Origin of the sequence: Streptomyces sp. NPDC059524 (assembly GCF_042749255.1) — a bacterium.
In the GTDB taxonomy this organism is placed as follows: Bacteria; Actinomycetota; Actinomycetes; order Streptomycetales; family Streptomycetaceae; genus Streptomyces; species Streptomyces xanthii.
Genome location: NZ_JBHYTK010000121.1, coordinates 1 through 25,391, shown reverse-complemented (window position 1 = coordinate 25,391; position 25,391 = coordinate 1). Strand labels below are relative to the sequence as shown.

The following is a 25,391-nucleotide window of genomic DNA, read 5'->3' as shown; positions in this document are numbered from 1 at the left end:
GGCCGACGCCACGCCGCCCATGGCGGACGATCCGGCGCGGCCTCCGCCCCCGACAGCATCCGCGGATCAGCGGTACGTGTCAGACGCCTGTGCACTGTGCACCCGATCCGAGGGGAACAGGTGCTCGCTGCCGTTCTCGCCGGCGGTCGGTACTGGCGACAGTGAAACCACGAGCCGCAGGAACGGCTAGGAAATGCCATGACAGCCGAGGTGTCGGTCGCAGGAAAGCGTTCGACGGTGTCGGAACCGGAGTACGCATCTCCGGTGCCGACTCGGCCGCCTGTGTCACCGCCACGCCAACAGCGTGCGGCACGCATGGCTACGTCTGGCGGACGACCCGGAAAGCGATCACAGATTCATGAATCTCGACAACGTCACCTACAGCACCTTCACCGGCTGGATCGACCCTCCCACGGACGTTCGCCCGGGCCTCGACGGCGACCTCACCTGCGATGTCGCCGTCATCGGCGGGGGCATGGGCGGCATGGCGACGGCACTGCGACTCGCTGATCGAGGTCAGGACGTGGTGCTGCTGGAGGCCGAGTTCTGCGGCTACGGCGCCAGCTCGCGCAGCGGCGGCCAGATCGCGTCCGTTCCGGGCGGCGACCTCCGACTGCTGAGCCTCTTCTACCCCAAGAAGGTGCCGGGCATGGTGCGGGTGGCCGAGAACTCGGCGCGCTTCACAGAAGGCCTCATCAAGACCCACGACATCGACTGCGACTACGAGCCCAACGGCCTGGCCTTCGCCGCGGTGGGCCATGGACAGATGCTGCGGACACGCACCATCGCCGCGATCCTCCGACGCGCCGGAGTACGGGGAACGGTCGGCACGAGCGAGGAGCTCGGCCTTCCCCGCGGCTTCGTGGGCGGCATGCGCGAGGCCGTCGGCGGAGCACTGAATCCCGGCAAGCTGACCCGCGGAGTACGCCGCGCTCTGCTCGCGTCATCGGCACAGGTGTACGAACAGACCAAGGTCACCGACGTCACTCAGGACGGCGGCACGGTCGTGATCTCGACACCCCGCGGCACCGTTCGGGCGAACAAGGCGGTGCTCGCGACGAACGCGCACTCGGGTGAATGGGACATCACCCCCAAGCGCCTCTCGGTACCCATGTGGATCAACGAGTTGGAGACGGAGCCGATCGCCCCGGAACGCATCGCCGCACTGGGCTGGAGCAGTCGATCAGGGATGATCACCCAGCATCAGGTCATGGAGCACTATCGCCTCACCCCCCGCAACACCATCGTGTTCGGCATTCGGCGCATCGAACGCGGCCAGACGTATCCCCTCCCGGCGAAGGCCCCGGACCGGGCCACGGTCGAGGAGCTCGCCGGCGCGTTCGCGACGCGCTTCCCGTCGCTGGCGGACGTGGCCGTGGAGCGCGCGTGGGGCGGGTGGATCGCGATGACCTCGTCCTTCCTGTCGATCGCGGGGCAGCTCGAGGACAACGTCTACTACTCGATCTGCTGCAACGGACACGGACTGGCCCAGGCGCCGTACATCGGGTCGCTGACTGCCGACCTGATCGTGGACGGAACGCGACACGAAGATCTCGACAGTATCTGGGCGAAGGAACCGAAGTTCCCTCCCTTCGCGATGCTGGGTCCGCTCGGCCTGCGCACCGTGTGGGCCGTCGACCGCCTCGCCGACATGCTCAACGGCAGTCGGCGACGGGCGCTACGCGCTGCCCGAATGGGCTGATCAACCGTCTCAGCACAACCGCTCGGGCCGTGTCTCAGTGGTGCAGGAAAGGCTCGATCAGCGGGCTGGTCTGCGGGGTGTGTGGCGCCCAGGACGCAGAAGGCGTGTTCGAGGAGATCGGCAGAACGTTGCGTGCCGACGCCTCGACGCCGATGTCCAGATGGCCGACAGCGCCACCCAGGTCAGAGGCCACGACGCGGTCGTCCCCTCCGGTTCCCTCTGCGGCAGGATGTGGAACGGCAAAGCTCGACGGTGAGCCCGCCGCATTGCCGAGCAACTCCGTCACCGAGGCTCTGGCTCTTCAGCGGCGGACCTGTCGACAGGTCGACCGAGGAGTCCGACATCCCACCCCTCCTCGGCCTGTCGGCCGGCCGCACTGCGATACCGGATCTTGTACGGGTGCGGGCACTTGGACCAGCGCGACTCGGGGTGCTCACACTCCTTGAAGAAGGAGCCCATACCGCGGGCGAGATTGCGTGCAGCCATGTTGTGCTGACTCCTCGGGGTCCGATGCTGACCTTTTGCTGACCTCCGAGGGTCGCCCCTACCTCTGACCTGGGGAGAACCGCCGATCACGTGGTATGTGGTGGAACTTCATCGGCCGCTCCCAGGACGACATCACCCCGATTCTGCCTGGAGGTGGCCCGCGGAGGTTTCCGTGGGCCACCCGCCGCGTTCCGCTGCGCTGAGCGACCCGCGCCTGAGGAGGTTCGGGAATCCCGCAGGATCAGCTGCCCGGCTGCCGATCACTGGTCGGCCGGGGCCTCCAGAACCGCCCCCCGCAGTCGGCAACTCCGGTCGATCACAGGTTTCCTCCACTCTCATACACGGCCAGCTCTTCGGGCGTTCCGTGGAACGCGGGGCCGCAGTTGGAGGGCAGCCGCTCCACGACCATCGCGATCGCCTCCTGCGCCGTGTCAGCTCTGCCGATCTTCTGGGTCCGAGAAGGTCCCTCGACGTAGTACGGCCCGGCGTGGCCCGGTCCGGCTGCTGTCGGGCCGATGTAGGGCACGTCCCATGTCCAACGCTGCTCGGTGCAGCGGCTGAAGTGCAGCTCCCACATCCCCGCCCAGGGGAAGAGCTGCCGCAGCCGAGGCTCGGCGTACGCCGCCACAACCAGTTCAGCGCTCACCCGGTCGGAGTCGAGCAGATCCTGCCATGCCGCTTCCACCTTGCCTGCGCCTGAAGCATCCGTCGTCATGGCCGCATTCTCGCCGCACCACCGTTCCGACGAAGAGATGCTGCCGTACTTCGCCGAGCGCGCCGAACGCCTGCGCCGTGACGGCGCCGACGTCGTCCGCACCGCCCGTCCGCCCTGTCTTCGGCGGTCCGGTCGGCTGCGGCACGTTCCAAGGGACGGACGACACGGCGGCGCGGGCTGGTACGTGGCCATGGAGCCGGACGGTGTCACCCCCGAACCGCACCTGGTGCGTGACGAGAGCGAGCAGGTCCACCAAGAAGACCACATCACGAGTCAGTCACTTCTTCTCCATCATTTCTCCACGATCAGTGCATGCGGAATAGCCTCGCCCCTCCATCACCAAGGGGGACGCCTTGACTCATCCGTACATGCCTGGCCAACCGGTACCACCCGCGGGCGGGTTCCGTCCCGTGCCCAAGTGGGCTCGGAAGCGGTTCGTGTTTCCCGCACTCGGGGTCGCCTTCCTCCTCGGTGGAGTCATCACCAGCGCCGGTGACACCACGACGCAGGCCGACGCCAAGCCGGCGGCGGCCCGCCCCAGTTCGAGCCCCAGGCCCACGGTCACCGTCACGGAGACCGCCGCCTCCAGTGCCGAACCGGCGCCGACCGTCACCAGGACCGTGAAGGCGACCACCACCGTCCGGGCCACCGTCACCGCCGCCGCGCAGGGTGGGGGCGCCGCGGTCGGCGACGACTCCTCCGATGGCGGCAGCGGCGGCGGCAGCGTCTACTACGCCAACTGCAGCGAGGCCCGTGCCGCCGGAGCGGCTCCGGTCCATCGCGGTGAGCCCGGGTACGCGAGTCACCTCGACCGCGACGGCGACGGGATCGGCTGCGACACCTGATCTGTCGCAGCCGCTCCTCCGGCCCCTGCGACGGCCGTCAGATCACCTCTTGTGCTGCGGCGAGGGCCCGCTCCCGGATGTTGCCGAACAGCTGCATCGCGGTCGCGGACAGGACGTCCTCGCCGCCGACGGTCCGCCGGTCCCCGCTGCGCGTGGGCGGGTCGTGGGGGCCCTGGACGGACGGCGGTGGGGGCGCCTGGCCCGGCATCACCAGGATGACCGCGCCGAAGCGTTTCACCCCGCCCTCGCGGACGACCATGGCCGCGTCCCGGGCGAGGTCCGTCAGGAACACGCTCGCGATTCCGTCGAGGTCGCGGACCAGCGCCGGGACGGCTGTCGCCCCCTGGCTTCGGAGCAGCCGCCTGACCCCGGCCTCGAACCTGTGGGCGCCGGCCGCGGCACTCGGTCTGCGCGATTCACTGCGCCGGGGAGTGGGCACGACGGCGCCCTCGGCGTCGTACCGGACACCCAACAGGCCTCGAAACGTCGGGCTGCGGACGTACCACTGGGTTCCGACCTCGAGTTCGACGTTCCGGTCGATCGCCGCGATGAGGTCTCTGGGGAGCAGTTTCGGCCGCGCCTCCTCCGCGGCCGCTCTCCGTGCACCGTCGATGATCTCCGTCAGCACGGTGCGCGTCACCGCCCCGGCGGCCCGCGCGGCCGCCCGGGAGACATGCATCGGGGCGACTCCCCTGAACACCGTCTTGACGAGCGCAGGCTTGAACGGCCGGGCGTCCGGGGCCGGGGCGGTCTTGGGGGCACCACTGTCCAGATGTACGGGCTGTACGGGCTGTGCGCTCATCGGGCGAAGTGCTCCCTGCCGTATCGGAGTTGCCGGAGGCTCACACTTCACCACGCGGGCCGTTCAGGCGGTGCGAGAGGGCCACGGGACGTCGGTTTCGACCGGGGCGGTGTAGTCGACGCCGGGGACGGAGAAGCCGTAGAGGCGGCGGACTTCGTCACCGAACCAGTCGAGGTCGGCGAGGGCGGTGACGCTCTCGCTGGTCGCCGCGCTCCAGCGTTCCGCCACGGCGTCCTGGACGGCGGGGTCCAGTTCCCAGGTGTCCAGGCGGACCCTGCCTTCGTCGTCGAGGGCGAGGGGGCGGGCGCCGGTCAACTGGTCCCACAGCGATACGAGTTGACCGATCGGAGGCACCAGAGCGTCACCGAGGACGCCGCGCAGCAGGCCGACGTACAGGGCGATGCCGGGGATGGCGGTGGACGACTGGGTGACGGCGGCGGCGTTGACCGAGGTCACGGCGCGGCCGCCCACCGTCTTCGCGAGGCGCTCGTCCAAGGTGCGTGCGGCGGCTTCGAGATGGGACTTCGCGGCGCCGATGGTGCCCTTCCGGTAGATCGCCGCGGTGAGCGGTGAGCCGATGTACGAGAGCGCGGCGGTGGTGAAGCCGTCGGCGAGCAGAGAGCGGTCGGCCAGGAAGGTGATCCAGCGTTCCCAGTCGGTGCCACCCATCACCGCCACCGTCTGCTCGATGTCGTCGCCCTCGGCGGGCGCCGTGGTGACCTCCTTGACCTCCGGGGCGCCGGACTCGTCGAAGACGAGGGTCTTGGTGGTGTGCGGCGCGCCCACCGGCTTGAGGACCGAGGCGTGCACCCGGCCGGTGTCCGGGTCGGTTCGGCGGGGCGCAGCCACCGAGTAGAGGAGGTGGTCGAGCCGCCCCCCGAACCGCTCGGTGAGGAGGTCGGCGACCTGCTCCTTCATCGTGTCGCTGAACGCGTCGCCGTTGAGGAAGACCATGTCCTGCCCGTGGAGCCGGGCGAGGCGGGCGGTGGCGGCGGTGCGGTACCAGCCGGCCGTACCGGTGCGGCGGCCCGGCGCCTTCTCGAAGCAGACGCCGATCCCGCGGATTCCGGCACGGGCCAGGCCCGCGATCGTCGCCGCCAGGCCGTATCCGGCGGACGAGCCGATGATCAGGGCCACCGGCCGGTCACCGTCGTCGGCGCGGTCCGGCGCGGGGACCGCGTGCCACATCTCGTCCACCAGCGCCGCGCAGCCGCCGGGGTGGGAGTCGAGGAACAGGAATCCCCGGCTCTTGGGCTCGATGACGCGTTCGCTCATGATGTGCTGTCCCAGGGTGTCGTGGCGGGCAGGGTGCGGGGCGGTCGACTGGTCCGGCCACCCCGTCCCGCCAGTCTGTTGTGGCGCGCACGAGCGTGGTGATCTTGGTCGGCACAATGATGCCCGGCCGATCTTGGAGGGTTTGGCACTGTCTGCACGCGGCCGTCGGCCCTCATCCGCGAGCGCACCAGGTCAGGGGGAAGGGCCTCGAAGCGCAGTTCTCGGCGGAGTGCGGTTCCGAGGTGAGCGACCTGCTCGGCGCGGCCGAGCACCTCGGGTCAGGTCGGCACGTACGGGCCGTGGTCCGGTGGGTCGTGGGGCGCGAGCAGCTCGGTCACGGCCGCGTCCGCGACATCCCGTTCGTCGACCACGGCCGTACGGGCGACATCCGACCCTGAGACGATGTCACCTGTGCGCAACCGCCCTGACCAGCCACGGGCGTTGAAGGCCCGGGTGTGGCGGCGGAGCACCACGGGGCGGAGACCGGTGTCGTGGAGCAGGATTTCCATGTCTCTGCCGGACCCCGTGAGCTCGGCCGCTCACTGCGGTGCGGTCGCCGCCGCGACGAACATCGGCAGGGCCAGGAAGAGGCGGTCGGCCTCGGCCCTGGCCCGTTGCTCGGCGATCCAGGCGTCCGCCTGCCCGCGCGTGACGGCACCGGCCGAACAGGCACCCTCGGCCAGGCCGGTGAGCAGCGGCAGCATCGTCGACCCCGTGAACACACCGGTGCGCACCTCGACCGTCACGTCCTCGAAGCCCGCGTCCAGGAGCAGGCCGCGGTACCGGCGGGCGGCGCGCGGCCCGGCGGTCAGATCGGCGCGGGCGTGCACGAGCCGACGCGTGAGGGCCGCGTCGTCGGAGTCGATGACGAACGTGTCCCAGTCCTGGCCGAGGAGCACGATCCGCCCGCCGGGCACCAGCACCCTGCGCGCTTCCCTCAACGCCCTTACGGGGTCGACCAGTTCGTGGAACACCTTGTCGGCGCGGTAGCCGTCCACGGACGCGTCCTCCAGCGGCAGCCCGTACGCGTCCGCGATCCGGACATCCGTCTCCGGCCACCGCTCCCGCGCCACGGCGACCATGCTCTCGTCCGGGTCCACCCCCAGGGCCCGCACGCCGCGTTCCGTCAGTTCGGACACGGCGCGCCCGGCGCCGCAGCCCACGTCGACCACGGCCTTCCCCGGCCCTGCGGCGAGCAAGTCGTAGGACAGGGAGCGCAGTTCCTGGGCGCCGGGCAGTCGGTCGGCGGCGTCGAGGAGTGCGATCAGGGCATGCGCGGGCTGCTGAGTCTGTGCGGTTTCCTTGGTCATGAAGCAAGGCTGCGACTTAATGTCGGCATGAAGTCAAACGATCCCGCGCCGCCCGACGACTCCGGCGCCGCACGCGCGTGGCTGAGCATCGGCTCCGTCGCCGAACGCTTCGGCCTGGCCCCGCACGTGCTGCGGCACTGGGAGGCGTCGGGCCTGCTCACCCCCGCCCGCGACCCCGCCGGACGGCGCCGCTACGGCACCGGCGACCTCGTCCGCGTAGCCGTGATCCTCCGCGCCAAGGAGGCCGGCCTCTCCCTGGACAGCATCCGCTCGCTCGCGGCGACCGCCGACCCCGCCGAGCGCAGGGAAACGCTGCGCGTCGAGGCCGACGCGCTCCGCTCGCGCATCGCGGCCGCGCAGGCATCCCTCGCGCTCATCGAGTGCGCCCTCGACTGCGACCACGAGGACTTCACCGCGTGCGCCCACTTCCGGCAGGTGCTGACGGAGCGCGTCGGCGCGGGCCCCCGCCTATCCTTTCCCTAGCCGCTCTTGCCCGGTCGTCGCATTCAGGGGGATTGCCATGGACTGGTTCTGGTGGGTGCTGATCGTCTTCTGGACGGGTGGGTTCGCCTGGCTCGCCGACACGGTCCGTACAGCGCTGCGCAGCAGGCACGAGCGGAAGATGGAGCTCATGGAGGCGGCCCAGCAGGAACGCCTCGCCCTGGAAGCCGCGCACAAACCTCCGGAGCCGATCTGCGGCTGCACCCACCACCTGGCCAAGCACGACAAACAGGGCCGCTGTCACGAGCGGGTCGAGGTGCCGACCGCCTGGGACGAGAACAAGAAGCCGTTGCGCTACGAGGCCGGGCAGTGCAACTGCCAGCGGTACGTGGGCCCGCAGCCGCTGTCGCAGGTGTACGCGGAGGAACTGACGGACGGCATCTGAGCCGCTCCCGCCGGGCCAGGGCTCCGCGCCGGTCAGGCGGTCGTCCGCCCCGGTTCCGCCCTGGACTGCGGCCCTTGCAGTTCGGCCAGGCCCTGCCGGGTGGCGGCCAGGACGACCCGGTCGGTGGGGCGCAGGACGTAACCGGGGTGCAGGCGCCAGATAAGACCGGTGGCGGGGGCGGGGTTCTCCTCGTCGGGCGAGGCGGCGAGGTCGGGCCGGCGTTCGTCCGGGGCGGCGGAGTCGATGGCCAGCACCCGCCAGGCCCCGGGCCGGAACGACTCGGCGACCGTGCGCCCCTCCAACTGGGGGTGCCCGGCCACGTCGAGGGCGGCGAAGAGCAGCACCTTGCGCTCGACCGAGATGGCTCCCAGGACCTGGCGGCCCATCATGGCGCCCGCGAAGGCGGGCGCGGCGAGCGTGGTGACGCTGCGGCTGCGGGTCAGGGCCCGGGGGTGGGCGGCGCGCAGGGTGCGGTAGACGGCGGTGGCGAAGGCGTCGTCGTACAGGCGCAGGGAGACCCGCAGGTCGGGTTTGACCGAGCGGGCGTACAGGGCGGCTTCGAGGTTGGTCGTGTCGCGGCTGGTGAGAGCGAGCAGGGCGTGGGCGCGGTGGATCTTGGCGGCTTCGAGGACGCCCTCGTCGGTGACGTCACCGAGGATCGTGGGCACGCGCAGGCGGCGGGCGAGGGGGACGCCGCGGGCGTCCGGGTTCTCCTCCACGCAGACGACGGGGACGCCGAGTTCGTGGAGGCGGGCGAGGACGCGGGTGCCGATCTTGCCGAGGCCGAGCAGGACGACGTGGCCGGACAGTCCGCGTGGCGGCCGGCGCAGGGCGGAGGCGGTCCGGAACGTGCCGAGGGCTTCCAGGACGGCGGCGAGCAGGACGGGCAGCAGCAACAACCCGGCGAGCCCGGTGAGGAGTTGGAGGACCTGCCGGGTGACAGGTTCCCCGATCGCGGGGTCGTCGATGGCGAACAGGTCGAGCAGGGTGAGGTATCCGGCGCGCAGCGGGTGGGGTTCGGTGGTCGCCCAGGTGGCGAGGGCCAGGCCGAGGACGCAGGCGACGAGCCCGGCGAGCGACCAGCGCAGCCGGCGCGAGAAGAGCGAGCCGATCGGCAGGCCGCGACCGGACAGGCTCCGCCGGGCTCGCCCCGGGGGTGCGGGGGTCACGGCGTCGAGGACCACGGTGCCGCGTCCGGTGGTCGCGGCGACGGTGCGGTCGTCGGGCAGGAGCAGGGGCCCGTCCTGGCCCGAGGCGTCAGAACCCTCGGTCCCCGCAGGGTCGTTGGTGGTGGAGGACAGCAGGGCGAGCGTGCACATGCCCGGGTCGGCACTCTCGCCCCGGCCCGGCGGGCGGCGCTCGGCGGCACGCAGCAGCAGCCCGTCGGCCTGGATCACCTTGCTGGTGCCCGCGACGACGGTTCCGGCGAGCGCGGGCGCGGCGGTGTCGGCGTCGGACAGGACGGTCGTGGAGGTGTCGAGGGCGTCCGGATCGAGCCCCGGCTGTGCCAGAGCGGCGGCCTGGTCGAGGAGTTGGGCGAGGTGCTGGCCGAGCTTGCGGTCGTAGAGCCGGATCACCAGGCGCAGGCGCGGGTTGAGCCGTCGGGCGGCCAGCGCGGCGCGGATGTTGACCTCGTCGTCGTCATGGACCAGCGCGAGCGCGTCCGCCCGCCCGGCTCCCGCCTCGGTCAGCGTGTCCTCGTCGAGGACCGGCGCCTCCAGGACCCGCGGCGCCTGCCCGGCCAGGGAGTCCGTCGGGGCCGGAGCGGTCCGGTTCATCGCCGCCTGGAGCCGGCTGAGCAGCGCGGCCGCCCGCATCCGGCCCGCGCCGCCTCCGGGGTCCTGCTCCGGGGTGGCGCGGGCCGAGGGGACGACGACGGTGACCTGCGTGCGATACAGCTGGCGCAGCTCGGTGGCCAGCCGCTCGGCGAGCGCGTCGTCACCGCACACGATCATGTGCGCGGGCCGGGGCGGATGTGTGGACTGGTGGGGAAGCGACACTGGATCATGGTGCTCGCCCCGCCGGGCCGAAGTCCACCGGAGGCCCCTCTTCCGGCCCGACGGCCCTCGTGTCGCGCCCGGTCGCTCAGGTCGCGCGCAGCAGGACGAGCGAGCCGGTGCACCTCGCTGCACCGCGCGCTCGGCTCCGGGGCGTGGGACGAGGATGTCGAACTCCTGGCGGGCGCCGTCGTCGATGAAGCTCCATGCGGAGAAGCAGGCCTGCCGGGCGGCGGGGTCGAGGAGCATCTCGGGGCGCCCGTGGTACGCCTCGTCGAAGCCGTCGGTGCAGTCCAGCGGGACGGGGACGGGCTGCACGGAGACGGTGCCGCCGAGCGCGTCGGCCAGGACGTCCAGGCGCGGGTGTCGCCGCGCTGCGGCGTCGAGCACGTCGGAGGCGTAGTCGTAGAGCCAGAAGTCGCGCACGCGCGCCGGGTCGCCGGTGGGGACGACGACGGGGCCGTTGGTGACCCGGCGCATCTGCCGCAGGCCCGCGACGGCGTCGATCGCGGTGGCGAGTTCGGCCGGGCGCCGGGCTCGCAGGGCGAGGGAGAGCTCGACCGCTGTGACGGTGTGCGCGTCGGTCTCGTAGGAGCCGGTGCCGGCATCGACGTTCAGGACGTCGTGTGCGGCCCCGAGGGCCCGGGCGACGGTGCGGGCGAGGCGTACGTCGGGACGACGGTGCGGGCGAGGCGTACGTCGGGACGACGGCAGGAGACGCGGGCGGAGCCGACGGCGGGGGAACCTCAACTAATGCCGATAGATTGGCCCTTGACCGAACATCGGCATGATCCGGAGGACCGCGTGACCGACATATCCGCCGCGTCGATCGAGGCGCGCAAGCGCATCAGGACCGATCAGCCGCACACCGCCCGGATCTGGAACTACTGGCTGGGCGGCAAGGACAACTACGAGGTCGACCAGGCGGCCGGTGACCAGATCCGCGCACTGCACCCGGGGATCGGGGACTACGCCGTCGCCGACCGGCAGTTCCTCGGGCGCGCCGTGCGCCACCTCGCCGAGGAGTGCGGGATCCGGCAGTTCCTCGACGTCGGCACCGGGCTGCCGACCGCCGACAACACGCACGAGGTCGCGCAGCGCGTCGCGCCGGAGTCCCGCGTCGTCTACGTCGACAACGACCCCATCGTGCTGGCCCACGCCGAGGCGCTGCTGACCAGCACGCCGGAGGGCCGCACTGCGTACCTGGACCTGGACCTCCGCGACGTCGACGCCGTCCTGGAAGAGGCGGCGCGCGTCCTGGACCTCAGCGAGCCGGTGGCGCTGATCCTCCTCGGCGTCGTCATCTTCGTGGAGGAGGACGAGGAGGCGTACGGGGTCGTGCGGCGGCTGATGGACGCCCTGCCCCCGGGCAGCCACCTCGTCCTCTCGCACACCATCACCCGGGCCGACATGCCGGACGTCGACGCGGCGGTGGCGTTCTGGAACGAGCACGGCACGCCCCGGCTGACGCAGCGGACGCCGGCCGCGGTCGCCGCCTTCTTCGACGGCCTCGACCTGCTCGAACCGGGCGTCGTCTCCTGCAACCACTGGCGTCCGGACGACGGCGGGGCGGAACTGCCCGCCGAGGTGGCGATGTTCGGCGGGGTCGGGCGCAAGTCCTGACGGACGCCCGGAGCCGAGGGGTCCCCGCGCGGCCGCACATCAGCCGATCGGATGATCCTTCACCACCGATCGGCGTGCGGAACGCAGCCGAGATTCCGAAGGAGTCGCCGGATACGCCGCGGAGACTGAGGGCAGAGCGGGACGGCTGGTTCCCGCACCACCCCGGCACTTTCTGAGGAGCCCTCGTTGAAGCACGCAATGAAGCCCCGTCGCAAGCGGGTACTGATGGGCGCGGGTGTCGCCGCCGTACTGGCCGCGGGTACCGCCGGGGTGCTCTCCGCCAACGCGTCGGAGACCACGCCCGCCGCCACGGTCTCGGAGGCCGCCGGTGACAACCTGCGCCAGACCACGCACCTCACCGTCGACGCCGCGTCGAAGGCCGCCCAAGCCGCGCTCGACGCCGCCGAGAAGGAGGGCCAGCGCGTCTCCGTGGCCGTCGTCGACCGCAACGGCAACACCATCCTGACCCTGCGCGGCGACGGCGCCGGCCCGCAGTCCTACGAGGCCGCCGAGAAGAAGGCGTTCACCGCCGTCTCCTGGAACGCCCCGACCTCCGAGCTGGTCAAGCGCCTCGAGAACGCCCCCACCCTGAAGGACATCCCGGGCACCCTGTTCCTCGGCGGCGGCGCCCCGGTCGCCACGGAGGGCGCCCCCATCGCGGGCATCGGTGTCGCGGGCGCGCCGTCGGGCGACCTGGACGAGAAGTTCGCGAAGGCGGGCGTCGCCGCGCTGGAGCAGTAGTCCGCACGCCCCGCGCACGGCAACACCGAAGCGGCACCCGAGTCCTGACTCGGGTGCCGCTTGCGCGTAGGGAAATCTGAGACCTGCGGGCGCCGGCTCGCGTCTACCCGAGCGCGAGCATCGCCTCGGCGACCTCCTCGACCGCCCCGGCGCCGATCGCGGTGCCGCACTCCTCCAGGACGAGCAGCCGCGCCCCGGGGATCTCGCGGGCGAGCGCCTCGCCGTTGCCCACGGGGAAGAACGGGTCGCGGCGGCCGTGGACGACGAGGGTGGGGCGCGCGAGACCGGGCAGCCGCTCGCGCCAACGGGGACGGCAGTCGAGCCGGGAGAAGACCATGCCCAGTTGGTTGGCCGCGTGGACCTGGGGGTCGTCGACCGGGGTGCGGTCCCACACGCGCGCCGCGGTCTCCCGTGCGGCGCCGGGGTCGTTGCCGAGCACTTCGGCGCCGGCCGCGGCGAACTCCGCCACCTCGTCGCGGTCGCTCCAGTCGGGCTGCGGCCGCGAGAACAGCCGGCCGAGTGCCGCCTGGTCGTGGTCGGGGAGGTCGTCGTCGACCGGGCCCGGGGCGACCGGGCGGGTCCCGGCCAGGGTGAGCGCCGAGAACGCCTCCGGGTGATCGAGCACGGCCACCTGCGCGACCATGCCCGCGACGCCGATCCCCGCGAGATGCGCGGGGCCGCCGCCGAGCGCGCCGGCCAGGGCCGCCGCGTCGGCCGCGAGGTCGCGGAGCGTGTACGCGGGCGCTTCGGGGTCGCCGGCCGTCGACGCGCCGCTGTCGCGCAGGTCGTAGCGCACCACGCGCCGGCCTCCCGCGGCCAGCCGCTCGCACAGCGCGTCGGGCCAGGACAGCATGGTCGTCCCGCCGGCGAGCAGGATCAGGGGCGCGTCGTGGTCGCCGAAGGACTCGATGCCCAGATCGACCCCGCGGACGTGGACGGTGGTGGTCATCGCACCACCGTATCCGCCGCGCCGCGCCCAGGGACGGATTCACTTAATTCCCATTTATCTCTTTAGTCCCGTTTATCCACTTCTGTGACGGTGACCCGCCAAGAGGGGACCCAACGGGAACGTCACAGAAGCGAAAGAGGGTGCTGCGGAATGATCACCCAGGAGCAGATCCCGGCGGTACTGGAACACCCGGTCCACGACGCGGAAGGGAACAAGATCGGGAACGCGAAGCACATCTTCTACGACGACGCCACGGGCCGCCCGGAATGGGTCACCGTCAAGACGGGCCTGTTCGGCAGCCACGAGTCGTTCGCACCGATCCGCGACGCGGCCATGGTCGGCGAACACCTCGAGCTCCCCTACCCCAAGGACAAGGTCAAGGACGCGCCCAACGTCGACGTGGACAACGGCGGACACCTGTCCGTGGCGGAGGAACAGCGCCTCTACGACTACTACGGCATCGCCTGGGACGACGCCTGGCAGCGGGCCAACGAGCCCGGTGAGGGCGGCTGGGCCCACGGCGGCCCCGCGGCGGGCGACGGCATGGCCGGCGCGGGCGGCGGCATGGCTGCCGCGGCGGGCGGCACGGGTACGGCCGCCGGCTTCAAGGGCCCCGACGAAGCCGCCGGAACCGAGGAGCAGCGGGCCGGCACGGCCGAGCGGGAGCGGACCGGCATGGCCTCCGGCGACGACGCGATGACGCGGTCCGAGGAGCGCATGCACGTCGGCACCGAGCGCTACGAGTCGGGCCGGGCACGGCTGCGCAAGTACGTCGTGACGGAAGAGGTCGAACAGACCGTCCCCGTCAGCCACGAGGAGGTCCGGCTGGTGCGTGAGCCCATCACCGAGGCCAATGTGGACGACTCCCTGCGCGGCCCGGAGATCAGCGAGGCCGAGCACGAGGTCACCCTGCACGCCGAACGCCCCGTGGTGGAGACCGAGGCCGTCCCGGTGGAGCGCGTCCGGCTGACCACCGAGGAGCGCACCGAGGAGCGCACGGTCACGGGCGAGGTCCGCAAGGAGGAGATCGCCCTCGAGGGCGTCGACGAGACCGGCGAGGAGCAGCGCCGGAGCATGTAGGCGCGCGAGCGCGGCGCGGACCGTAGCGTCCGTTCGAAGACGGCGGCCTTCCCGGCCGCCGTCGGCCTCCCCGGCAGGCCGTCGGGCCGTCGCGGGCCGTTTCGGCCGCGGGGATCCGGGCACTCGGCCCGCACATCCGCATTGATGCCTCTCACAGTCTTGGAGGGGGTTCTCCTCATGTCGACAGGGACACTGCTGGCGATCGTCATTCCCGTCGCCGTGGTCGTCGCCCTGCTGTTCGTGGCGGTCACGCTGTTCATGCGCCGCCGGAACCTGCGCGAGCGTTTCGGCCCGGAGTACGAGCGGGCGGTGGACGACGCCGACAGCCGCAGGGAGGCCGAGCGCGAGCTCAAGGCGCGCGAGCGGCGCCACGACGCGCTGGACATCAAGCCGCTCGACCGTCAGGCCAAGGACCGCTACACCCGGGACTGGGCCACCGTGCAGGAGGACTTCGTGGACCATCCCGAGGGTGCCGTGCACGACGCCGACGACCTGGTGACCTCGCTGATGCACGAACGCGGCTATCCGACCGAGGACTTCGACCAGCGGCTCAAGGACCTCTCGGTGGAGCACGGGCGGACGCTGGAGCACTACCGGGCCGCCCACGAGGTGGACGAACTCACCGACCGGCACCAGGCGACGACGGAGCAGCTGCGCGGCGCCATGGTGCACTACCGCGCCCTCTTCGACGAACTGCTCTCCGACGGGGGCGGACCCCGCCACGCCCGCGCCTGAGCGGCCCCGGACACGTGGCCCTGAACAAGGAGGAGAGATGCAACGGGACGAGACTCCCGGCCGCCCCGCCACGCAGGACGGCCCGCCCACCGACGCGGCGCAGGTACCGACCTTCCCCGGCGAGGCGACGACAGGGACGGGCGAGTCCGACACGGAGACGACGAGGCCGGGCAAGCCCCAGACGGAGACGACGGGGATGAGCCGGCCCGTCGACGACGAGCGGCCCGGTGAGGCCGCGGCCGCCACCGAGTCCGGGGAAGAGGACGTTCCGCAACTCCTCACCCCCGCCGACGAGGACAGGTTCCGCGCGCGCTGGCAGTCGGTGCAGAGCAAATTCGTCGACGACCCGCGCGAGGCCGTCCGTACCGCCGACACCCTCGTCGCCGAGGTGATGCAGCAGCTCGCCGCCACCTTCGCCGACCACAAGCAGGACCTGGAAGGCCAGTGGAACAGGGGTGAGCAGGCGGACACCGAGGACCTGCGTCACTACCGTTCGTTCTTCAACCGACTGTTGGTCACCTGACCGTCCCTCCCCGGGAGATGATTCACATGCGGGCCCTGGGACTTCTTCTCCTCGCCGCCACCGGCGCCTTCACCGCTCTGGCGATCGCCGGCAATCTCGGAGGCGGCCCCGAGTACACCGTGTCCGTGCTCGACCACGACATCGCCACCATGAACACGCTGGCGATCTTCTGCTCCGGCCTGGCCCTCGCACTCGTCTTCTGCCTCGGACTGGCCTTGGCCCTGCGCGGCACCTCCCACCACCACGCCAGGACCTCGCGGCCGCGCGAGGCGGGCGGCGGGCGCACCCACCGCTGGATGCGGCGCGGCTCCGACGCGTCCACGACCGGGCGCGGGCACGCCTCGCACCGGCGCAGCAGGCCGGCCTAGGCGTCCGGCCGGCCGAGGACGGCGATCGCCATGGCTCGAGCCGTATGGGGCGGGGCACTGACCTTCGGGCTGGTGTCCCTGCCGGTACGCCTGTTCACGGCGACGGACAGCCACGCCGTCCACTTCCATCAGCTGGAGCGCGGCACCTCGGACCGCGTCCGCAACCGGCGGGTGAACGAACGCACCGGCGACGAGGTACCGCTCGACGCGATCGTCAAGGGGTACGACGTCGGCGACGAGTACGTGCTCGTCGAACCCGGCGAACTCGACGACATCGCCCCGGGACGGTCGAAGTCCCTCGAGATCGACGGCTTCGTGGACCTCGACGACATCGCACCTGTCTTCTTCGACAAGACGTACTACCTCGCCCCGAAGGGCAAGGACTTCGGCAAGACGTACGCGCTGCTGGCGAAGGCGATGGAGCACCAGGACAAGGCGGCGATCGCCACGTTCGTCATGCGCAACCGTGAGTACCTGGTCGCCGTGAAGGCCGAGTCGGGACTGCTCACGCTGCACACCCTGCACTGGGCCGACGAGATCCGGGACCCGCGCAAGCTCGACTCGCTGCCCGGCCGGATCAAGGTCTCCGACCGGGAGGTGCGGATGGCCGAGCGGCTCATCGACGAGCTGAGCATGGAGTGGGACCCCGAGGAGTTCCACGACACCTACCAGGAGCGGGTGGCGCGGCTCGTCGAGGCCAAACGGACCGGCGAGCCGGTCGAACGGGCCGATCCCCCGGCGGAGTCGACCAACGTCGTCGACCTCATGGACGCCCTGCGCGCGAGCGTGGACCGGGCGAAGAAGCCCACGGATCTCGACTCCCTGACCAAGAAGGAGCTCTACGAGAAGGCCGCCGAGGCCGGCGTCCCGGGCCGCTCCTCCATGAACCGCGACGAACTCGTCGAGGCACTGTCCGAGACACACGGTCGGCACAGGTCCGCCGCCTGACCCCTGCCGCAGAGAGGGAGCGGACGACATGACGCACCAGGCACCGGACGGGGAGGAGGGCGCGGCGCCCTACCTTCCCTCCCGCGGCGGACTGCCCACCCTGCGGCGCGCGGCGGCCGACTGCCGCGGCTGCCCCCTGTACAAGGACGCCACCCAGACGGTCTTCGGCTCCGGGACGCGGTCCGCGCGGCTGATGCTGATCGGGGAACAGCCGGGCGACCAGGAGGACGTGCGGGGTCTCCCCTTCGTCGGCCCGGCGGGCAAACTGCTGCGCAAGGCGCTGGGCGAGGCCGGCCTCAGCGAGAAGGACGCCTATCTCACGAACGCGGTGAAGCACTTCAAGTTCGAGCGGCAGGGGTCGGGCAGACGCCGCATCCACAAGACCCCGGACCTCCATGAGCTGAAGGCGTGCCGGCCGTGGCTCGCCGCGGAACTGAAGGCGGTCGACCCTGAGTTGGTGGTCGCACTCGGCGCCACCGCGGGCAAGGCGCTCCTCGACAGCTCCTTCCGCGTCGGTGAACAGCGCGGGCTCCTGCTGCCTGCCCCGGACTGGGACGACCTGGGCCATGCGGCGGCGTCGAGCGGTGCCGCGCCGGGGCACGGTCTCGTGTGCACGGTCCACCCATCGGCGGTGCTGAGGGCGGACGACCGCGAGAGCGCGTACGAGGGGCTGCTCGCGGACCTCGGTGTGGCGGCCGAGGCCCTTGCCTCCGGCGGGCGTTGACGCTCACGGATCCACGCGGCGCAGGGCGAGGAGCGTTGCGTCGTCGTGGCGGTGCGGCCCGTCGAGGCGTTCGACGAGTCGCTCCGTGTAGTGGAGGAGTCCTAGGCGGCCGGGCGGGGGCGGATCCGAGGCGAAGCAGTCCTCGGCCTGTGCGAGGAAGCGGGCCGTGTCGCGGTCCGGGTCGCCGGGGCGCCGCTCCGTGAGCCCGTCCGAGTACATCAGGACGATGTCGTCGGCCCGCAGCCGCGTCTCGACGGCGCTGTACGAGATGCCCGGCAGCACGCCCAGCGAGAGTCCGGGGCCGCCTTCGGGCGAGGGCAGGACGGCGGCGCGGCCGTCGCGGATCAGGACCGGTCGCGGGTGACCGGCGCAGGTCCAGCGCAGTACGGAGCCCTCCGGGTGGTAGCGGGCGACGATGGCGGTGGCCGTGGACTCGTCGCCGTCCGCGCACGCCGCCTCGTTCAGCCATCGCGTCAGCTGCTCGACGGGCTGCTCGGTGTACGTGAGCCCGGCGAGGGCGTAGCGGAGTTTGGCCATGAGGGTGACGGCCGCGAGCCCGTGCCCGCGTGCGTCGCCGAGGGCGATCAGCAATCGGCCGTCGGGCACGCGCCGGGCCTTGTACCAGTCGCCGCCCACTCCGGCCTCGCGGGCGTCGGGCCGGTAGACGACCGCGGCCTGGAGCCCGTAGGTGGCCAGTTCGTCCTGGAAGTGGGGCAGGACGGCTTCGCGCAGGGCCTCCGCGACCTCGGCGAGGGTCTCGGCCCGCTGGCGCTGGAGGCGCGCCTCCCGTGCCGTGCGTTCGGCCGTCTCGCGTCGCCGTCGCTCAGCCGTCACGTCGCTGAGCACCGCGCGCACGGCCCAGACGAGGCCGCCCGGGGCGATGCGGACGGGCTCCGCGGTCATCCGGACGACCCGCCCGGTCTGGCCGCGGAGCCGGAGTTCGCAGGAGGCGGTGCGTTTGCGCAGGATGACGTCGTACAGCATCTGGTAGTAGCCGGGCAGTCCGTCGTTCGTCACGGCGGCCGCCAGGTCGCCGAGGGTGGGCAGGGCGCTGCCCGGGGGCAGGCCCATCACCTGGCGGAAGCCGCGGGAGGGTTCGATCCCGTCGTCGCCGAGGTTCCACTCCGCCCAGCAGGTGCGGACCAGGTGCTGGGCGGCCGCCGCCATCCGCAGCCGGTTCCCGCGCTCCCAGGTCAGCAGCAGCTGGTCGCCGCACGGTGCGACCCGGACCTCGTCGTTGACGCGGACGGGGCCCTGGGTGCCGCCGCCCGCCATCCATTCGACGGTCGTGGGGCCCTGGGGCTCGCGCAGGCGGTGGGCGCGGGCGATCAGCTCGGGCAGCCGCGAGGCGCGCAGGGCCGGGAACCGCTCGTAGAGGGAGACGGGCCCGGACCCGGGCGGCACCGAGCCGCCGTGCATGCGTGCCACGGAGTAGGCCACGGCCTCGGTGTTCTGGGCCACGTGGAGGACATCGCTGACCTCGCCGTCGGCGCCGGTCACCGGCTGGAGCAGCAGGGCGGGCATCGGGAGGGCGTCGAGCACCTCCTGGCCGGAGGGGTGGTGCGGCGGGTCGGTGCGGGGGCGGTCGGTGGCCGGAGGGTGAGCGCGCCGGTCGTGGTCGCGCGCGTAGGTGAGCACGCGCCGGCGCTGGGCGAGGAGCAGTTCCTTGATCGCGCCCAGTTCCAGCCGGGCGCGTGCGTCGGGCACCGAGGAGGGACGGTCCATGTGCGGCGTGAGCCTCCCGGGGTTCCGGTGCGCTGACGTCCAGCTTCGGCTGTCGCGGGCCGGTCAGCCACTCGGCAGGGTCCGGCGGCGCCCCGCTCGGGCGCTTCTACGCGGCCGCCCGCATCCGTCCGCCGAATTCCGTGGGCGTCTCCCCCGTGCGGCTGCGGAAGAAGCGGGTGAAGGCCGACGGCGTCGGGAAGCCGAGCCGGTCCGCGACGGACGCCGAGGTCAGATCGGTGTGCAGCAGCATCCGGCGGGCTTCGAGCAGGACCCGGTCGTCGATGAAGCGTTTCGCGCCGAGTCCCACGGCGGCCTGGGTGACGCGGCTGAGGCTGCGGACGCTGTACCCGAGCTCGGCCGCGTAGTCCTCCACCCGGTGCGTGCGCCGGTAGCCGGTTTCGACCGCCTCGTGGAACCGGTGGAAGGCGGCGCTGCCCGCGGCGGGCCCGCGCGGAGCGGACGGCAGATGCGTGAGCCGCAGGAGCAGCACCGTGAGCAGGTGACGGACGACCTCGGTGTGGGCCTCCAGCGGGAGCAGCCCGAGCTGCCGGTACTCGTCGGCGAGCAGCTCCAGCGTCTGCCGTACGGGCGCGTCGAGCGCGGGCGGAAGGGTGACGGGCAGGCGCCAGGTCCGCTGGTCGAGTCCGATGGCGGCGCCCGCGTCCGCTCCCAGGGCGTGCGGCAGGAAGAGGACCGCGGTGCCGGTCGTCTCCAGGGTGCCCGCTCCCAGCTGGAGGACCTGGCCGGGGCGCACCCACAGCCAACTGCCGCCGGTCACCAGGCATTCGGTGTCGTCCACCGTGCACACCAGGTGGCCGGTGCCGAGCGTGAACAGCAGGTGGAAGCCGGGGCGCAGCGGCGCGAAGGGGCTGCCCGCGAATCCGGCGGCGAGGTCGAGGAGTTCGTGCAGGCCCAGCACCTGGACGCCGGGGAGGCTGCCCGCCCGGCGCGGAAAGTCCAGCTGCGGGATCCCTGCCACAGGCGTGTCTCCTTTTGCACATCTCCGGTCCGCTTTCCCTGGTCGGGCGGCCCGATCTCGCTCCTAGAGTCTAAGTCGTGGCTGGTCGGGGCCCAGATGGCCGCGACCTGCCGCCCTCCGAGGCCTGGTGACCGAAACAGTCCACGCACGCCCCGAGAGGGCGATCCGGCATGAGACGAGAAGGGGCACAGTCGTGCGATTGGTCGTGGGGATGACAGGAGCGACCGGCGCGATCCTGGGTGTCCGGCTGCTCGAGACGCTGCGGGAGCTTCCCGAGGTGGAGACGCATCTGGTGCTCAGCCGCTGGGCCCGCAGCACGGTCGAGCTGGAGACCGGCCGCTCGGCGCGCGAGGTCGCGCGGCTGGCCGATGTCTGTCACGACCCGGCCGACCAGGGCGCCGCGATCTCCTCGGGGTCCTTCCCGACCGACGGCATGGTGATCGCGCCGTGCAGCATGAAGACCCTGGCGGGCGTGCGGGCCGGTTATGCCGAGGGCCTCGTGGGGCGGGCGGCGGACGTGGTGCTCAAGGAGCGCCGGCCGCTGGTGCTGGTGCCGCGGGAGACGCCGCTGAGCGAGATCCATCTGGAGAACATGCTGGCGCTGTCCCGGATGGGCGCGCGCATCGTGCCGCCGATGCCCGCCTTCTACAACCGTCCGGCCTCCGTCGACGACATCGTCGACCACGTCGTCAGTCGCGTGCTCGACCAGTTCGGTCTCGCCGCGCCGCGGGCGCGGCGGTGGGAGGGCATGCGCGCGGCCCGCCTCGGGGCTCCGACCCCCTGACACGTTCCCGGCGCGCCCGCGCCGCCCGGCGCGCCCGACCCCTGGGAGAAACCCATGACGCAGTACGGTGCTGCCCTCAACTTCCGTGATTTCGTCGACGACTTGCTGCGCCGCGGGGATGCCGTGCGCGTCGGCCGGACGGTCGACCTGGACCTGGAGCTCGGCGCGGTGACCCGTCGGGTGTACGAGACCCGCTCCCCCGCCCCGTTGTTCGAGGCCCTCTCCGGGGGCGACGCGGGCCTGCGCGTCCTCGGCGCACCGGCGGGCCTGAGCGGCGACGCGCGGGGAACGTACGGCCGGCTCGCCGCGCACGTCGGACTGCCGCCGCACAGTTCGGCACGCGACGTCGTCGAGAAGCTCGTCGCGGCGCTGGACGCCGACCCGATCGCCCCGACCGTCGTCCCGACCGGCCCCTGCAAGGAGAACGTCCTGCTCGGCGGGGACGTCGACCTGGAGCGGCTGCCGGTGCCGCTGCTGCACCAGGAGGACGGCGGCCGGTACGTGGGCACGTACGGGTTCCATGTCGTCCAGAGCCCCGACGGCCGGTGGACGAGCTGGTCCGTCGCCCGCACGATGCTGCACGACCGCACCACGCTGGTGGGCCCGGCCATGCCGCAGCAGCACGTCGGCATGATCCGCGAGATGTGGCGCGAGCTGGGGCGGCCCACGCCGTGGGCGATGGTCCTGGGGGCTCCCCCGGCGGCGCTGGCCGCGGCGGGGATGCCGCTCCCGGCGGGTGTCGACGAGGCGGGCTACGTGGGCGCGCTCACCGGAACCGGTGTGGAGGTCGTCCGGACGGAGACCAACGGTCTGTACGTCCCGGCGAACGCGGAGATCGTCCTGGAGGGGCACATCTCCGTGGACGGAACGGGCCCCGAGGGGCCGATGGGCGAGTACCACGGCTACGCGTTCCCCGGCAGCAAACCGCAACCGCTCTTCCACGTGGAAGCCATGACGTTCCGCGACCGGGCCGTCCTGCCCGTGTGCGTGGCCGGGGTCCCGCCCGAGGAGAACCACACCATCTGGGGCACCATGATCTCCGCGGAGGCGACCGGCCTGCTCCGCTCCGCCGGTCTGCCGGTCGACCTGGCGTGGTGCTCGTACGAGGCCGCGACCTGCTGGATGGTCGTCTCGGTCGACCCCGCGCGGCTCGCCGCCCGCCGGACGACGGAGGAGGACCTCGTGCGCGACGTCGCGAAGGTCCTCTTCGACTCGCACGCGGGCTGGCTGGTCCCGAAGGTGATCCTGGTCGGCTCCGACATCGACGTCACCGACCTCGCCCAGGTCGCCTGGGCCCTCGCGACCCGCTACCGCCCCGGCACCGAGTACGTCTTCCCGGACGCCCCCGGCATCCCGATGGTCCCGTACCTGACCCGGGAGCAGATCCGGGCGGGCCGGGGCGGCAAGTCGGTCATGAGCTGCGTCCGGCCCGAGGAGTTCACCGGTGAACTGCGCGGCGGGATCGCGTCGTTCGCGACCTCGTACCCCGAGGAGCTGCGCCGGCGGGTGATCGGGGACTGGAACGGCTACGGCTTCGGAAACGGGCGGGATTCCGCCACTCATGACCGCCCTTCGGCCCCTTTCCGAATGGAAACGTCCAGTTAACCCGGCGCGCGACTTTGCATGGCTATGGTGTTTCTTGGCAGTTCGTTGACCAAGTCTTGGTGTGCGCCAGAGACGTGAACCGTCCGGAAGGAGAGGCATGTTCGGAGGTGGACCGGCCCGAACCACGGTGGTGTTCCCCGCCGTCCCTCCCCTCTGCCTTCGGGCGCACGGGGCGAACTGCCGCCGGGACAGCGACCGCGCCCGGCGGTCTTGCGTCCGACGGCACGTCAGACGTTCCGCCGCTGGGTGAGCGGGCCGACCCCACACCTGCCCTTGTCCGTCCGACGCGCCTTCGCGGCGCGCCAGGAGGAAACACCAGCCATGCATCCCCTCATCGACAATGCCCGCACGTTCGGACAGCGCCCTGAGGAGTTCGCCGGACTCGCCGAAGGCCAGTCACCCGAAGTTCTGTTCATCACCTGCGCCGACTCCCGCGTCGTCCCGGCGCTCATCACCGGCGCCCGCCCCGGCCAGCTCTTCGAGCTGCGCACGGCCGGGAACATCGTCCCGCCGTACGCCTCCGGGCACCCGACCGGAGAGGCGGCCACCATCGAGTACGCCGTGGAGGTCCTCGGCGTCGAACACATCGTGGTCTGCGGCCACTCGCACTGCGGCGCCGTGGGCGCCGTCGTGCGCGGCGACGACCTCGGTGCCGTGCCCGCCGTGCGGGACTGGCTCGCGCACGCCGCGGGGGAACCGGAGTGCGCGGATCCCTCGGATCCCACCGTCGCCGACGCGGTGCAGCACCACGTCCTGACCCAGCTGTTGCGCCTGCGCTCGTACCCGTGCGTGGAGAAGCGGGTGCGGGCGGGAAGGCTCCGGTTGCACGGGTGGTACTACGAGGTGCACACCGGAGGCGTGCGCGAACACCGCCCGGAGACCGACTCGTTCGAGGCGCTGTGAGGGGCACCATGACACTGAAGTCGAGGTTCCCCTTCCTGCGGCAGGACGTCGCCGCGTCCCTCGTCGTGTTTCTCGTGGCCCTGCCGCTGTGCGTCGGCGTGGCCGTCGCCTCCGGTGTCCCCGCCGAACTGGGCCTGGTCACCGGCATCGTGGGCGGGATCGTCACCGGCCTGCTCCCGGGCAGCAGCCTTCAGGTGTCGGGGCCCGCCGCGGGCATGACCGTGCTCGTCTACGAGGCGGTCAGCACGTACGGAGTGGCCGCGCTGGGCGTGATCGTCCTGATGGCCGGTCTGCTCCAGCTCGCCATGGGCTTCCTCGGGATAGGCCGCTGGTTCCGGGCCATCTCCGTGTCCGTGGTCGAGGGCATGCTGTGCGGCATCGGCCTCGTGATCATCGCCGGTCAGCTCTACGCGGCGGCGGGTCTGAAGGCCCCGGAGACGGGACTCGGGAAGCTCACGGGGCTGCCCGGCGCGTTCGCCGACGCCGTCGGCAGCCCGGAGGCCCTGATCTCGCTGGCGATCGGCGCCGGAACCGTCGCCGTCATCGTGCTGTGGAAGCGGCTGCCCGCCAAGGTACGCACGGTGCCCGGCGCCCTCGCGGCGGTGGTCCTTGCGACGCTGGCCTCACTGGTCGGCGACCTGCCGGTCGCCACGGTCGAGGTGGAGGGCCTGCTCGGCGCGATCCAGCCGCCCGGGGCCGGCGCGCTCGGTGAGCTGGCCGACCCGGCGATCTGGGGCACCGTCCTCGCGTTCGCGCTGATCGCCTCCGCCGAATCGCTGTTCAGCGCGGCGGCCGTGGACCGCCTGCACACCGGTCCGCGCACCCGCTACAACAAGGAGATGATCGCCCAGGGCGCGGGGAACACGGTGTGCGGCCTGCTCGGCGCGCTGCCGATGACCGCGGTGATCGTGCGCAGTTCGGCGAACGTGCAGGCGGGCGCCAGGACGAAGGCGTCGCGCGTCCTGCACGGCGTGTGGCTCCTGCTGTTCGCGGCGGCGCTGCCGTCGACGCTGGCACTCATCCCGCTGCCCGCGCTGGCCGGCGTGCTCGTGCACGCGGGCTGGAAGCTGATCCCGTTCCGGCAGGTCGGCCTGCTGTGGCGCGGGCACAAGGGCGAGGCGCTCGTCCTTGTCGTCACCGCCGTGTCGATCGTCGCGATGAACATGCTCGAGGGCGTGCTCATCGGACTGGCCCTGGCCGTCGTCAAGACCGCCTGGGAGGCCTCGCACCTGAAGACGGAGGTCATAGACAAGGGTGCCGGTCCGATCCAGGTGCACCTGTCGGGCAACGCGACGTTCCTGCGGCTGCCGAAGATACTCGACAGTCTGGAGGCGCTTCCGCAGGACCGGCCGATCGAGGTGTACCTGTCCGGGCTGCACCATCTCGACCACGCCTGCCGCTCGGCGCTGGAGAGTTGGGCCGAGCAGCACAGTGCCGCCGGCACGGCTCCGGTGCGGGTCACGTCCGACGAACCGGCCAAGGCCGCCGCGTCGTAGGGTCCATGGTCCGTCGTAGGGGCCGTGGACCGTCGTAGGGCCCGTGGTTCGTCATAGGGGCGGGCCGTGGTTCAAGGGGCGGGGGCCCCACCCCCGACCAAACCGCGTGGAAGGCGCCCCCCTAACAGGCGGTTACCCCCCGGCCCTAGAACATCTAGCAACAAACACGGCTAACTTAGACCAACTAGTA

The 25,391-nt window shown here is 72.1% G+C and carries 26 protein-coding genes; 17 read left to right on the top strand and 9 right to left on the bottom strand.

From position 1 onward, the window contains the following. The first annotated feature begins 358 nt into the window (after positions 1–358). Complete coding sequence (locus tag ACFW9D_RS27965) at positions 359–1,702, top strand: NAD(P)/FAD-dependent oxidoreductase (protein ID WP_384626197.1); 1,344 nt, start codon at positions 359–361, stop codon at positions 1,700–1,702. Positions 1,703–1,736: 34 nt separating this feature from the next. On the opposite strand, the gene ACFW9D_RS27960 is transcribed toward ACFW9D_RS27965, so the two are convergent. Both ACFW9D_RS27960 and ACFW9D_RS27955 read right to left on the bottom strand, forming a co-directional pair. Next, positions 1,737–1,988, bottom strand: a complete 252-nt coding sequence (locus tag ACFW9D_RS27960; RefSeq protein WP_384626195.1) for a hypothetical protein — start codon at positions 1,986–1,988, stop codon at positions 1,737–1,739. A 516-nt stretch (positions 1,989–2,504) separates the two neighbouring features. Further along, complete coding sequence (locus ACFW9D_RS27955) at positions 2,505–2,903, bottom strand: DUF6193 family natural product biosynthesis protein (protein WP_384626192.1); 399 nt, start codon at positions 2,901–2,903, stop codon at positions 2,505–2,507. Between the two features lie 437 nt (positions 2,904–3,340). Between ACFW9D_RS27955 and ACFW9D_RS27950 the strand changes: the two genes are divergently transcribed. Further along, positions 3,341–3,748 (top strand): excalibur calcium-binding domain-containing protein, encoded by a 408-nt coding sequence (locus ACFW9D_RS27950; protein WP_384626189.1) that lies wholly within the window; start codon positions 3,341–3,343, stop codon positions 3,746–3,748. Positions 3,749–3,785: 37 nt separating this feature from the next. Here ACFW9D_RS27950 and ACFW9D_RS27945 read toward each other — a convergent pair whose 3' ends face one another. Together ACFW9D_RS27945 and fabV are read right to left on the bottom strand one after the other, a co-directional pair. Further along, on the bottom strand, positions 3,786–4,550 hold the full coding sequence (locus ACFW9D_RS27945) for a hypothetical protein (protein WP_384626187.1): 765 nt from the start codon (positions 4,548–4,550) through the stop codon (positions 3,786–3,788). Between the two features lie 63 nt (positions 4,551–4,613). Continuing rightward, on the bottom strand, positions 4,614–5,825 hold the full coding sequence (gene fabV / locus ACFW9D_RS27940; protein WP_384626184.1) for an enoyl-[acyl-carrier-protein] reductase FabV: 1,212 nt from the start codon (positions 5,823–5,825) through the stop codon (positions 4,614–4,616). Between the two features lie 242 nt (positions 5,826–6,067). Between fabV and ACFW9D_RS27935 the strand changes: the two genes are divergently transcribed. Beyond that, complete coding sequence (locus ACFW9D_RS27935; protein WP_384626181.1) at positions 6,068–6,223, top strand: hypothetical protein; 156 nt, start codon at positions 6,068–6,070, stop codon at positions 6,221–6,223. A 141-nt stretch (positions 6,224–6,364) separates the two neighbouring features. Here ACFW9D_RS27935 and ACFW9D_RS27930 read toward each other — a convergent pair whose 3' ends face one another. Then, positions 6,365–7,135 (bottom strand): methyltransferase domain-containing protein, encoded by a 771-nt coding sequence (locus tag ACFW9D_RS27930; protein ID WP_384626179.1) that lies wholly within the window; start codon positions 7,133–7,135, stop codon positions 6,365–6,367. A gap of 27 nt (positions 7,136–7,162) precedes the next feature. Between ACFW9D_RS27930 and ACFW9D_RS27925 the strand changes: the two genes are divergently transcribed. After that, positions 7,163–7,618 (top strand): MerR family transcriptional regulator, encoded by a 456-nt coding sequence (locus tag ACFW9D_RS27925; RefSeq protein WP_384626176.1) that lies wholly within the window; start codon positions 7,163–7,165, stop codon positions 7,616–7,618. Positions 7,619–7,655: 37 nt separating this feature from the next. Next, positions 7,656–8,021: a hypothetical protein gene (locus ACFW9D_RS27920; protein WP_384626174.1), complete on the top strand. Its 366-nt coding sequence runs from the start codon at positions 7,656–7,658 to the stop codon at positions 8,019–8,021. Positions 8,022–8,053: 32 nt separating this feature from the next. Here the strand turns inward: ACFW9D_RS27920 and ACFW9D_RS27915 are convergent, their stop codons facing one another. Next, on the bottom strand, positions 8,054–9,976 hold the full coding sequence (locus ACFW9D_RS27915; RefSeq protein WP_384626201.1) for an NAD-binding protein: 1,923 nt from the start codon (positions 9,974–9,976) through the stop codon (positions 8,054–8,056). 846 nt (positions 9,977–10,822) lie between these two features. On the opposite strand from ACFW9D_RS27915, the gene ACFW9D_RS27910 reads away from it, so the two are divergent. Then, entirely contained in the window at positions 10,823–11,641 is an 819-nt protein-coding gene (locus ACFW9D_RS27910) for an SAM-dependent methyltransferase (RefSeq protein WP_384626171.1), read from the top strand. A gap of 198 nt (positions 11,642–11,839) precedes the next feature. After that, positions 11,840–12,382, top strand: a complete 543-nt coding sequence (locus tag ACFW9D_RS27905) for a heme-binding protein (protein ID WP_188341153.1) — start codon at positions 11,840–11,842, stop codon at positions 12,380–12,382. Positions 12,383–12,485: 103 nt separating this feature from the next. On the opposite strand, the gene ACFW9D_RS27900 is transcribed toward ACFW9D_RS27905, so the two are convergent. Continuing rightward, a complete protein-coding gene (locus ACFW9D_RS27900; protein ID WP_384626169.1) occupies positions 12,486–13,331 on the bottom strand; it encodes an alpha/beta fold hydrolase in 846 nt (281 codons plus the stop codon). A gap of 150 nt (positions 13,332–13,481) precedes the next feature. Here ACFW9D_RS27900 and ACFW9D_RS27895 point away from each other — a divergent pair, with 150 nt between their 5' ends. From ACFW9D_RS27895 to ACFW9D_RS27870, 6 genes are all read left to right on the top strand, one after another. Further along, positions 13,482–14,411: a YsnF/AvaK domain-containing protein gene (locus tag ACFW9D_RS27895; RefSeq protein WP_188335408.1), complete on the top strand. Its 930-nt coding sequence runs from the start codon at positions 13,482–13,484 to the stop codon at positions 14,409–14,411. Between the two features lie 177 nt (positions 14,412–14,588). Further along, positions 14,589–15,146 (top strand): hypothetical protein, encoded by a 558-nt coding sequence (locus tag ACFW9D_RS27890; protein ID WP_384626166.1) that lies wholly within the window; start codon positions 14,589–14,591, stop codon positions 15,144–15,146. A gap of 37 nt (positions 15,147–15,183) precedes the next feature. Beyond that, on the top strand, positions 15,184–15,669 hold the full coding sequence (locus tag ACFW9D_RS27885; protein WP_384626163.1) for a hypothetical protein: 486 nt from the start codon (positions 15,184–15,186) through the stop codon (positions 15,667–15,669). A 26-nt stretch (positions 15,670–15,695) separates the two neighbouring features. Then, positions 15,696–16,037, top strand: a complete 342-nt coding sequence (locus ACFW9D_RS27880) for a hypothetical protein (RefSeq protein WP_384626160.1) — start codon at positions 15,696–15,698, stop codon at positions 16,035–16,037. Between the two features lie 30 nt (positions 16,038–16,067). After that, complete coding sequence (locus ACFW9D_RS27875) at positions 16,068–16,985, top strand: Ku protein (protein ID WP_384626158.1); 918 nt, start codon at positions 16,068–16,070, stop codon at positions 16,983–16,985. A gap of 28 nt (positions 16,986–17,013) precedes the next feature. Next, entirely contained in the window at positions 17,014–17,709 is a 696-nt protein-coding gene (locus ACFW9D_RS27870; RefSeq protein ID WP_384626155.1) for a UdgX family uracil-DNA binding protein, read from the top strand. Between the two features lie 3 nt (positions 17,710–17,712). Here the strand turns inward: ACFW9D_RS27870 and ACFW9D_RS27865 are convergent, their stop codons facing one another. Both ACFW9D_RS27865 and ACFW9D_RS27860 read right to left on the bottom strand, forming a co-directional pair. Continuing rightward, positions 17,713–19,434 carry a PP2C family protein-serine/threonine phosphatase gene (locus ACFW9D_RS27865; RefSeq protein ID WP_384626152.1) on the bottom strand — a complete coding sequence of 574 codons (1,722 nt, stop codon included), beginning with the start codon at positions 19,432–19,434 and terminating at the stop codon, positions 17,713–17,715. 106 nt (positions 19,435–19,540) lie between these two features. Beyond that, on the bottom strand, positions 19,541–20,413 hold the full coding sequence (locus ACFW9D_RS27860; RefSeq protein WP_384626149.1) for a helix-turn-helix transcriptional regulator: 873 nt from the start codon (positions 20,411–20,413) through the stop codon (positions 19,541–19,543). A gap of 193 nt (positions 20,414–20,606) precedes the next feature. On the opposite strand from ACFW9D_RS27860, the gene ACFW9D_RS27855 reads away from it, so the two are divergent. From ACFW9D_RS27855 to ACFW9D_RS27840, 4 genes are all read left to right on the top strand, one after another. Continuing rightward, positions 20,607–21,197 carry a non-oxidative hydroxyarylic acid decarboxylases subunit B gene (locus tag ACFW9D_RS27855; RefSeq protein WP_384626146.1) on the top strand — a complete coding sequence of 197 codons (591 nt, stop codon included), beginning with the start codon at positions 20,607–20,609 and terminating at the stop codon, positions 21,195–21,197. 54 nt (positions 21,198–21,251) lie between these two features. Continuing rightward, entirely contained in the window at positions 21,252–22,802 is a 1,551-nt protein-coding gene (locus tag ACFW9D_RS27850) for a UbiD family decarboxylase (RefSeq protein ID WP_384626144.1), read from the top strand. A 321-nt stretch (positions 22,803–23,123) separates the two neighbouring features. After that, positions 23,124–23,705 (top strand): carbonic anhydrase, encoded by a 582-nt coding sequence (locus ACFW9D_RS27845; protein ID WP_384626141.1) that lies wholly within the window; start codon positions 23,124–23,126, stop codon positions 23,703–23,705. Positions 23,706–23,713: 8 nt separating this feature from the next. Next, positions 23,714–25,201, top strand: coding sequence for a SulP family inorganic anion transporter (locus tag ACFW9D_RS27840; protein WP_188335415.1), 1,488 nt, complete (start codon positions 23,714–23,716; stop codon positions 25,199–25,201). Positions 25,202–25,391 lie beyond the last annotated feature (190 nt).

What these genes read in the sequence shown, in the direction of transcription:
- ACFW9D_RS27870 (WP_384626155.1), top strand. Translation starts at nt 17,014, where the DNA reads ATGACGCACCAGGCACCGGACGGGGAGGAGGGCGCGGCGCCCTACCTT.
- ACFW9D_RS27925 (WP_384626176.1), top strand. Translation starts at nt 7,163, where the DNA reads ATGAAGTCAAACGATCCCGCGCCGCCCGACGACTCCGGCGCCGCACGC.
- ACFW9D_RS27965 (WP_384626197.1), top strand. Translation starts at nt 359, where the DNA reads ATGAATCTCGACAACGTCACCTACAGCACCTTCACCGGCTGGATCGAC.
- ACFW9D_RS27920 (WP_384626174.1), top strand. Translation starts at nt 7,656, where the DNA reads ATGGACTGGTTCTGGTGGGTGCTGATCGTCTTCTGGACGGGTGGGTTC.
- ACFW9D_RS27845 (WP_384626141.1), top strand. Translation starts at nt 23,124, where the DNA reads ATGCATCCCCTCATCGACAATGCCCGCACGTTCGGACAGCGCCCTGAG.
- ACFW9D_RS27915 (WP_384626201.1), bottom strand. Translation starts at nt 9,976, where the DNA reads ATGATCGTGTGCGGTGACGACGCGCTCGCCGAGCGGCTGGCCACCGAG.
- ACFW9D_RS27880 (WP_384626160.1), top strand. Translation starts at nt 15,696, where the DNA reads ATGCGGGCCCTGGGACTTCTTCTCCTCGCCGCCACCGGCGCCTTCACC.
- ACFW9D_RS27865 (WP_384626152.1), bottom strand. Translation starts at nt 19,434, where the DNA reads ATGGACCGTCCCTCCTCGGTGCCCGACGCACGCGCCCGGCTGGAACTG.
- ACFW9D_RS27875 (WP_384626158.1), top strand. Translation starts at nt 16,068, where the DNA reads ATGGCTCGAGCCGTATGGGGCGGGGCACTGACCTTCGGGCTGGTGTCC.
- ACFW9D_RS27885 (WP_384626163.1), top strand. Translation starts at nt 15,184, where the DNA reads ATGCAACGGGACGAGACTCCCGGCCGCCCCGCCACGCAGGACGGCCCG.
- ACFW9D_RS27905 (WP_188341153.1), top strand. Translation starts at nt 11,840, where the DNA reads ATGAAGCCCCGTCGCAAGCGGGTACTGATGGGCGCGGGTGTCGCCGCC.
- ACFW9D_RS27930 (WP_384626179.1), bottom strand. Translation starts at nt 7,135, where the DNA reads ATGACCAAGGAAACCGCACAGACTCAGCAGCCCGCGCATGCCCTGATC.
- ACFW9D_RS27900 (WP_384626169.1), bottom strand. Translation starts at nt 13,331, where the DNA reads ATGACCACCACCGTCCACGTCCGCGGGGTCGATCTGGGCATCGAGTCC.
- ACFW9D_RS27840 (WP_188335415.1), top strand. Translation starts at nt 23,714, where the DNA reads ATGACACTGAAGTCGAGGTTCCCCTTCCTGCGGCAGGACGTCGCCGCG.
- ACFW9D_RS27955 (WP_384626192.1), bottom strand. Translation starts at nt 2,903, where the DNA reads ATGACGACGGATGCTTCAGGCGCAGGCAAGGTGGAAGCGGCATGGCAG.
- ACFW9D_RS27890 (WP_384626166.1), top strand. Translation starts at nt 14,589, where the DNA reads ATGTCGACAGGGACACTGCTGGCGATCGTCATTCCCGTCGCCGTGGTC.
- ACFW9D_RS27945 (WP_384626187.1), bottom strand. Translation starts at nt 4,550, where the DNA reads ATGAGCGCACAGCCCGTACAGCCCGTACATCTGGACAGTGGTGCCCCC.
- ACFW9D_RS27895 (WP_188335408.1), top strand. Translation starts at nt 13,482, where the DNA reads ATGATCACCCAGGAGCAGATCCCGGCGGTACTGGAACACCCGGTCCAC.
- ACFW9D_RS27850 (WP_384626144.1), top strand. Translation starts at nt 21,252, where the DNA reads ATGACGCAGTACGGTGCTGCCCTCAACTTCCGTGATTTCGTCGACGAC.
- fabV (WP_384626184.1), bottom strand. Translation starts at nt 5,825, where the DNA reads ATGAGCGAACGCGTCATCGAGCCCAAGAGCCGGGGATTCCTGTTCCTC.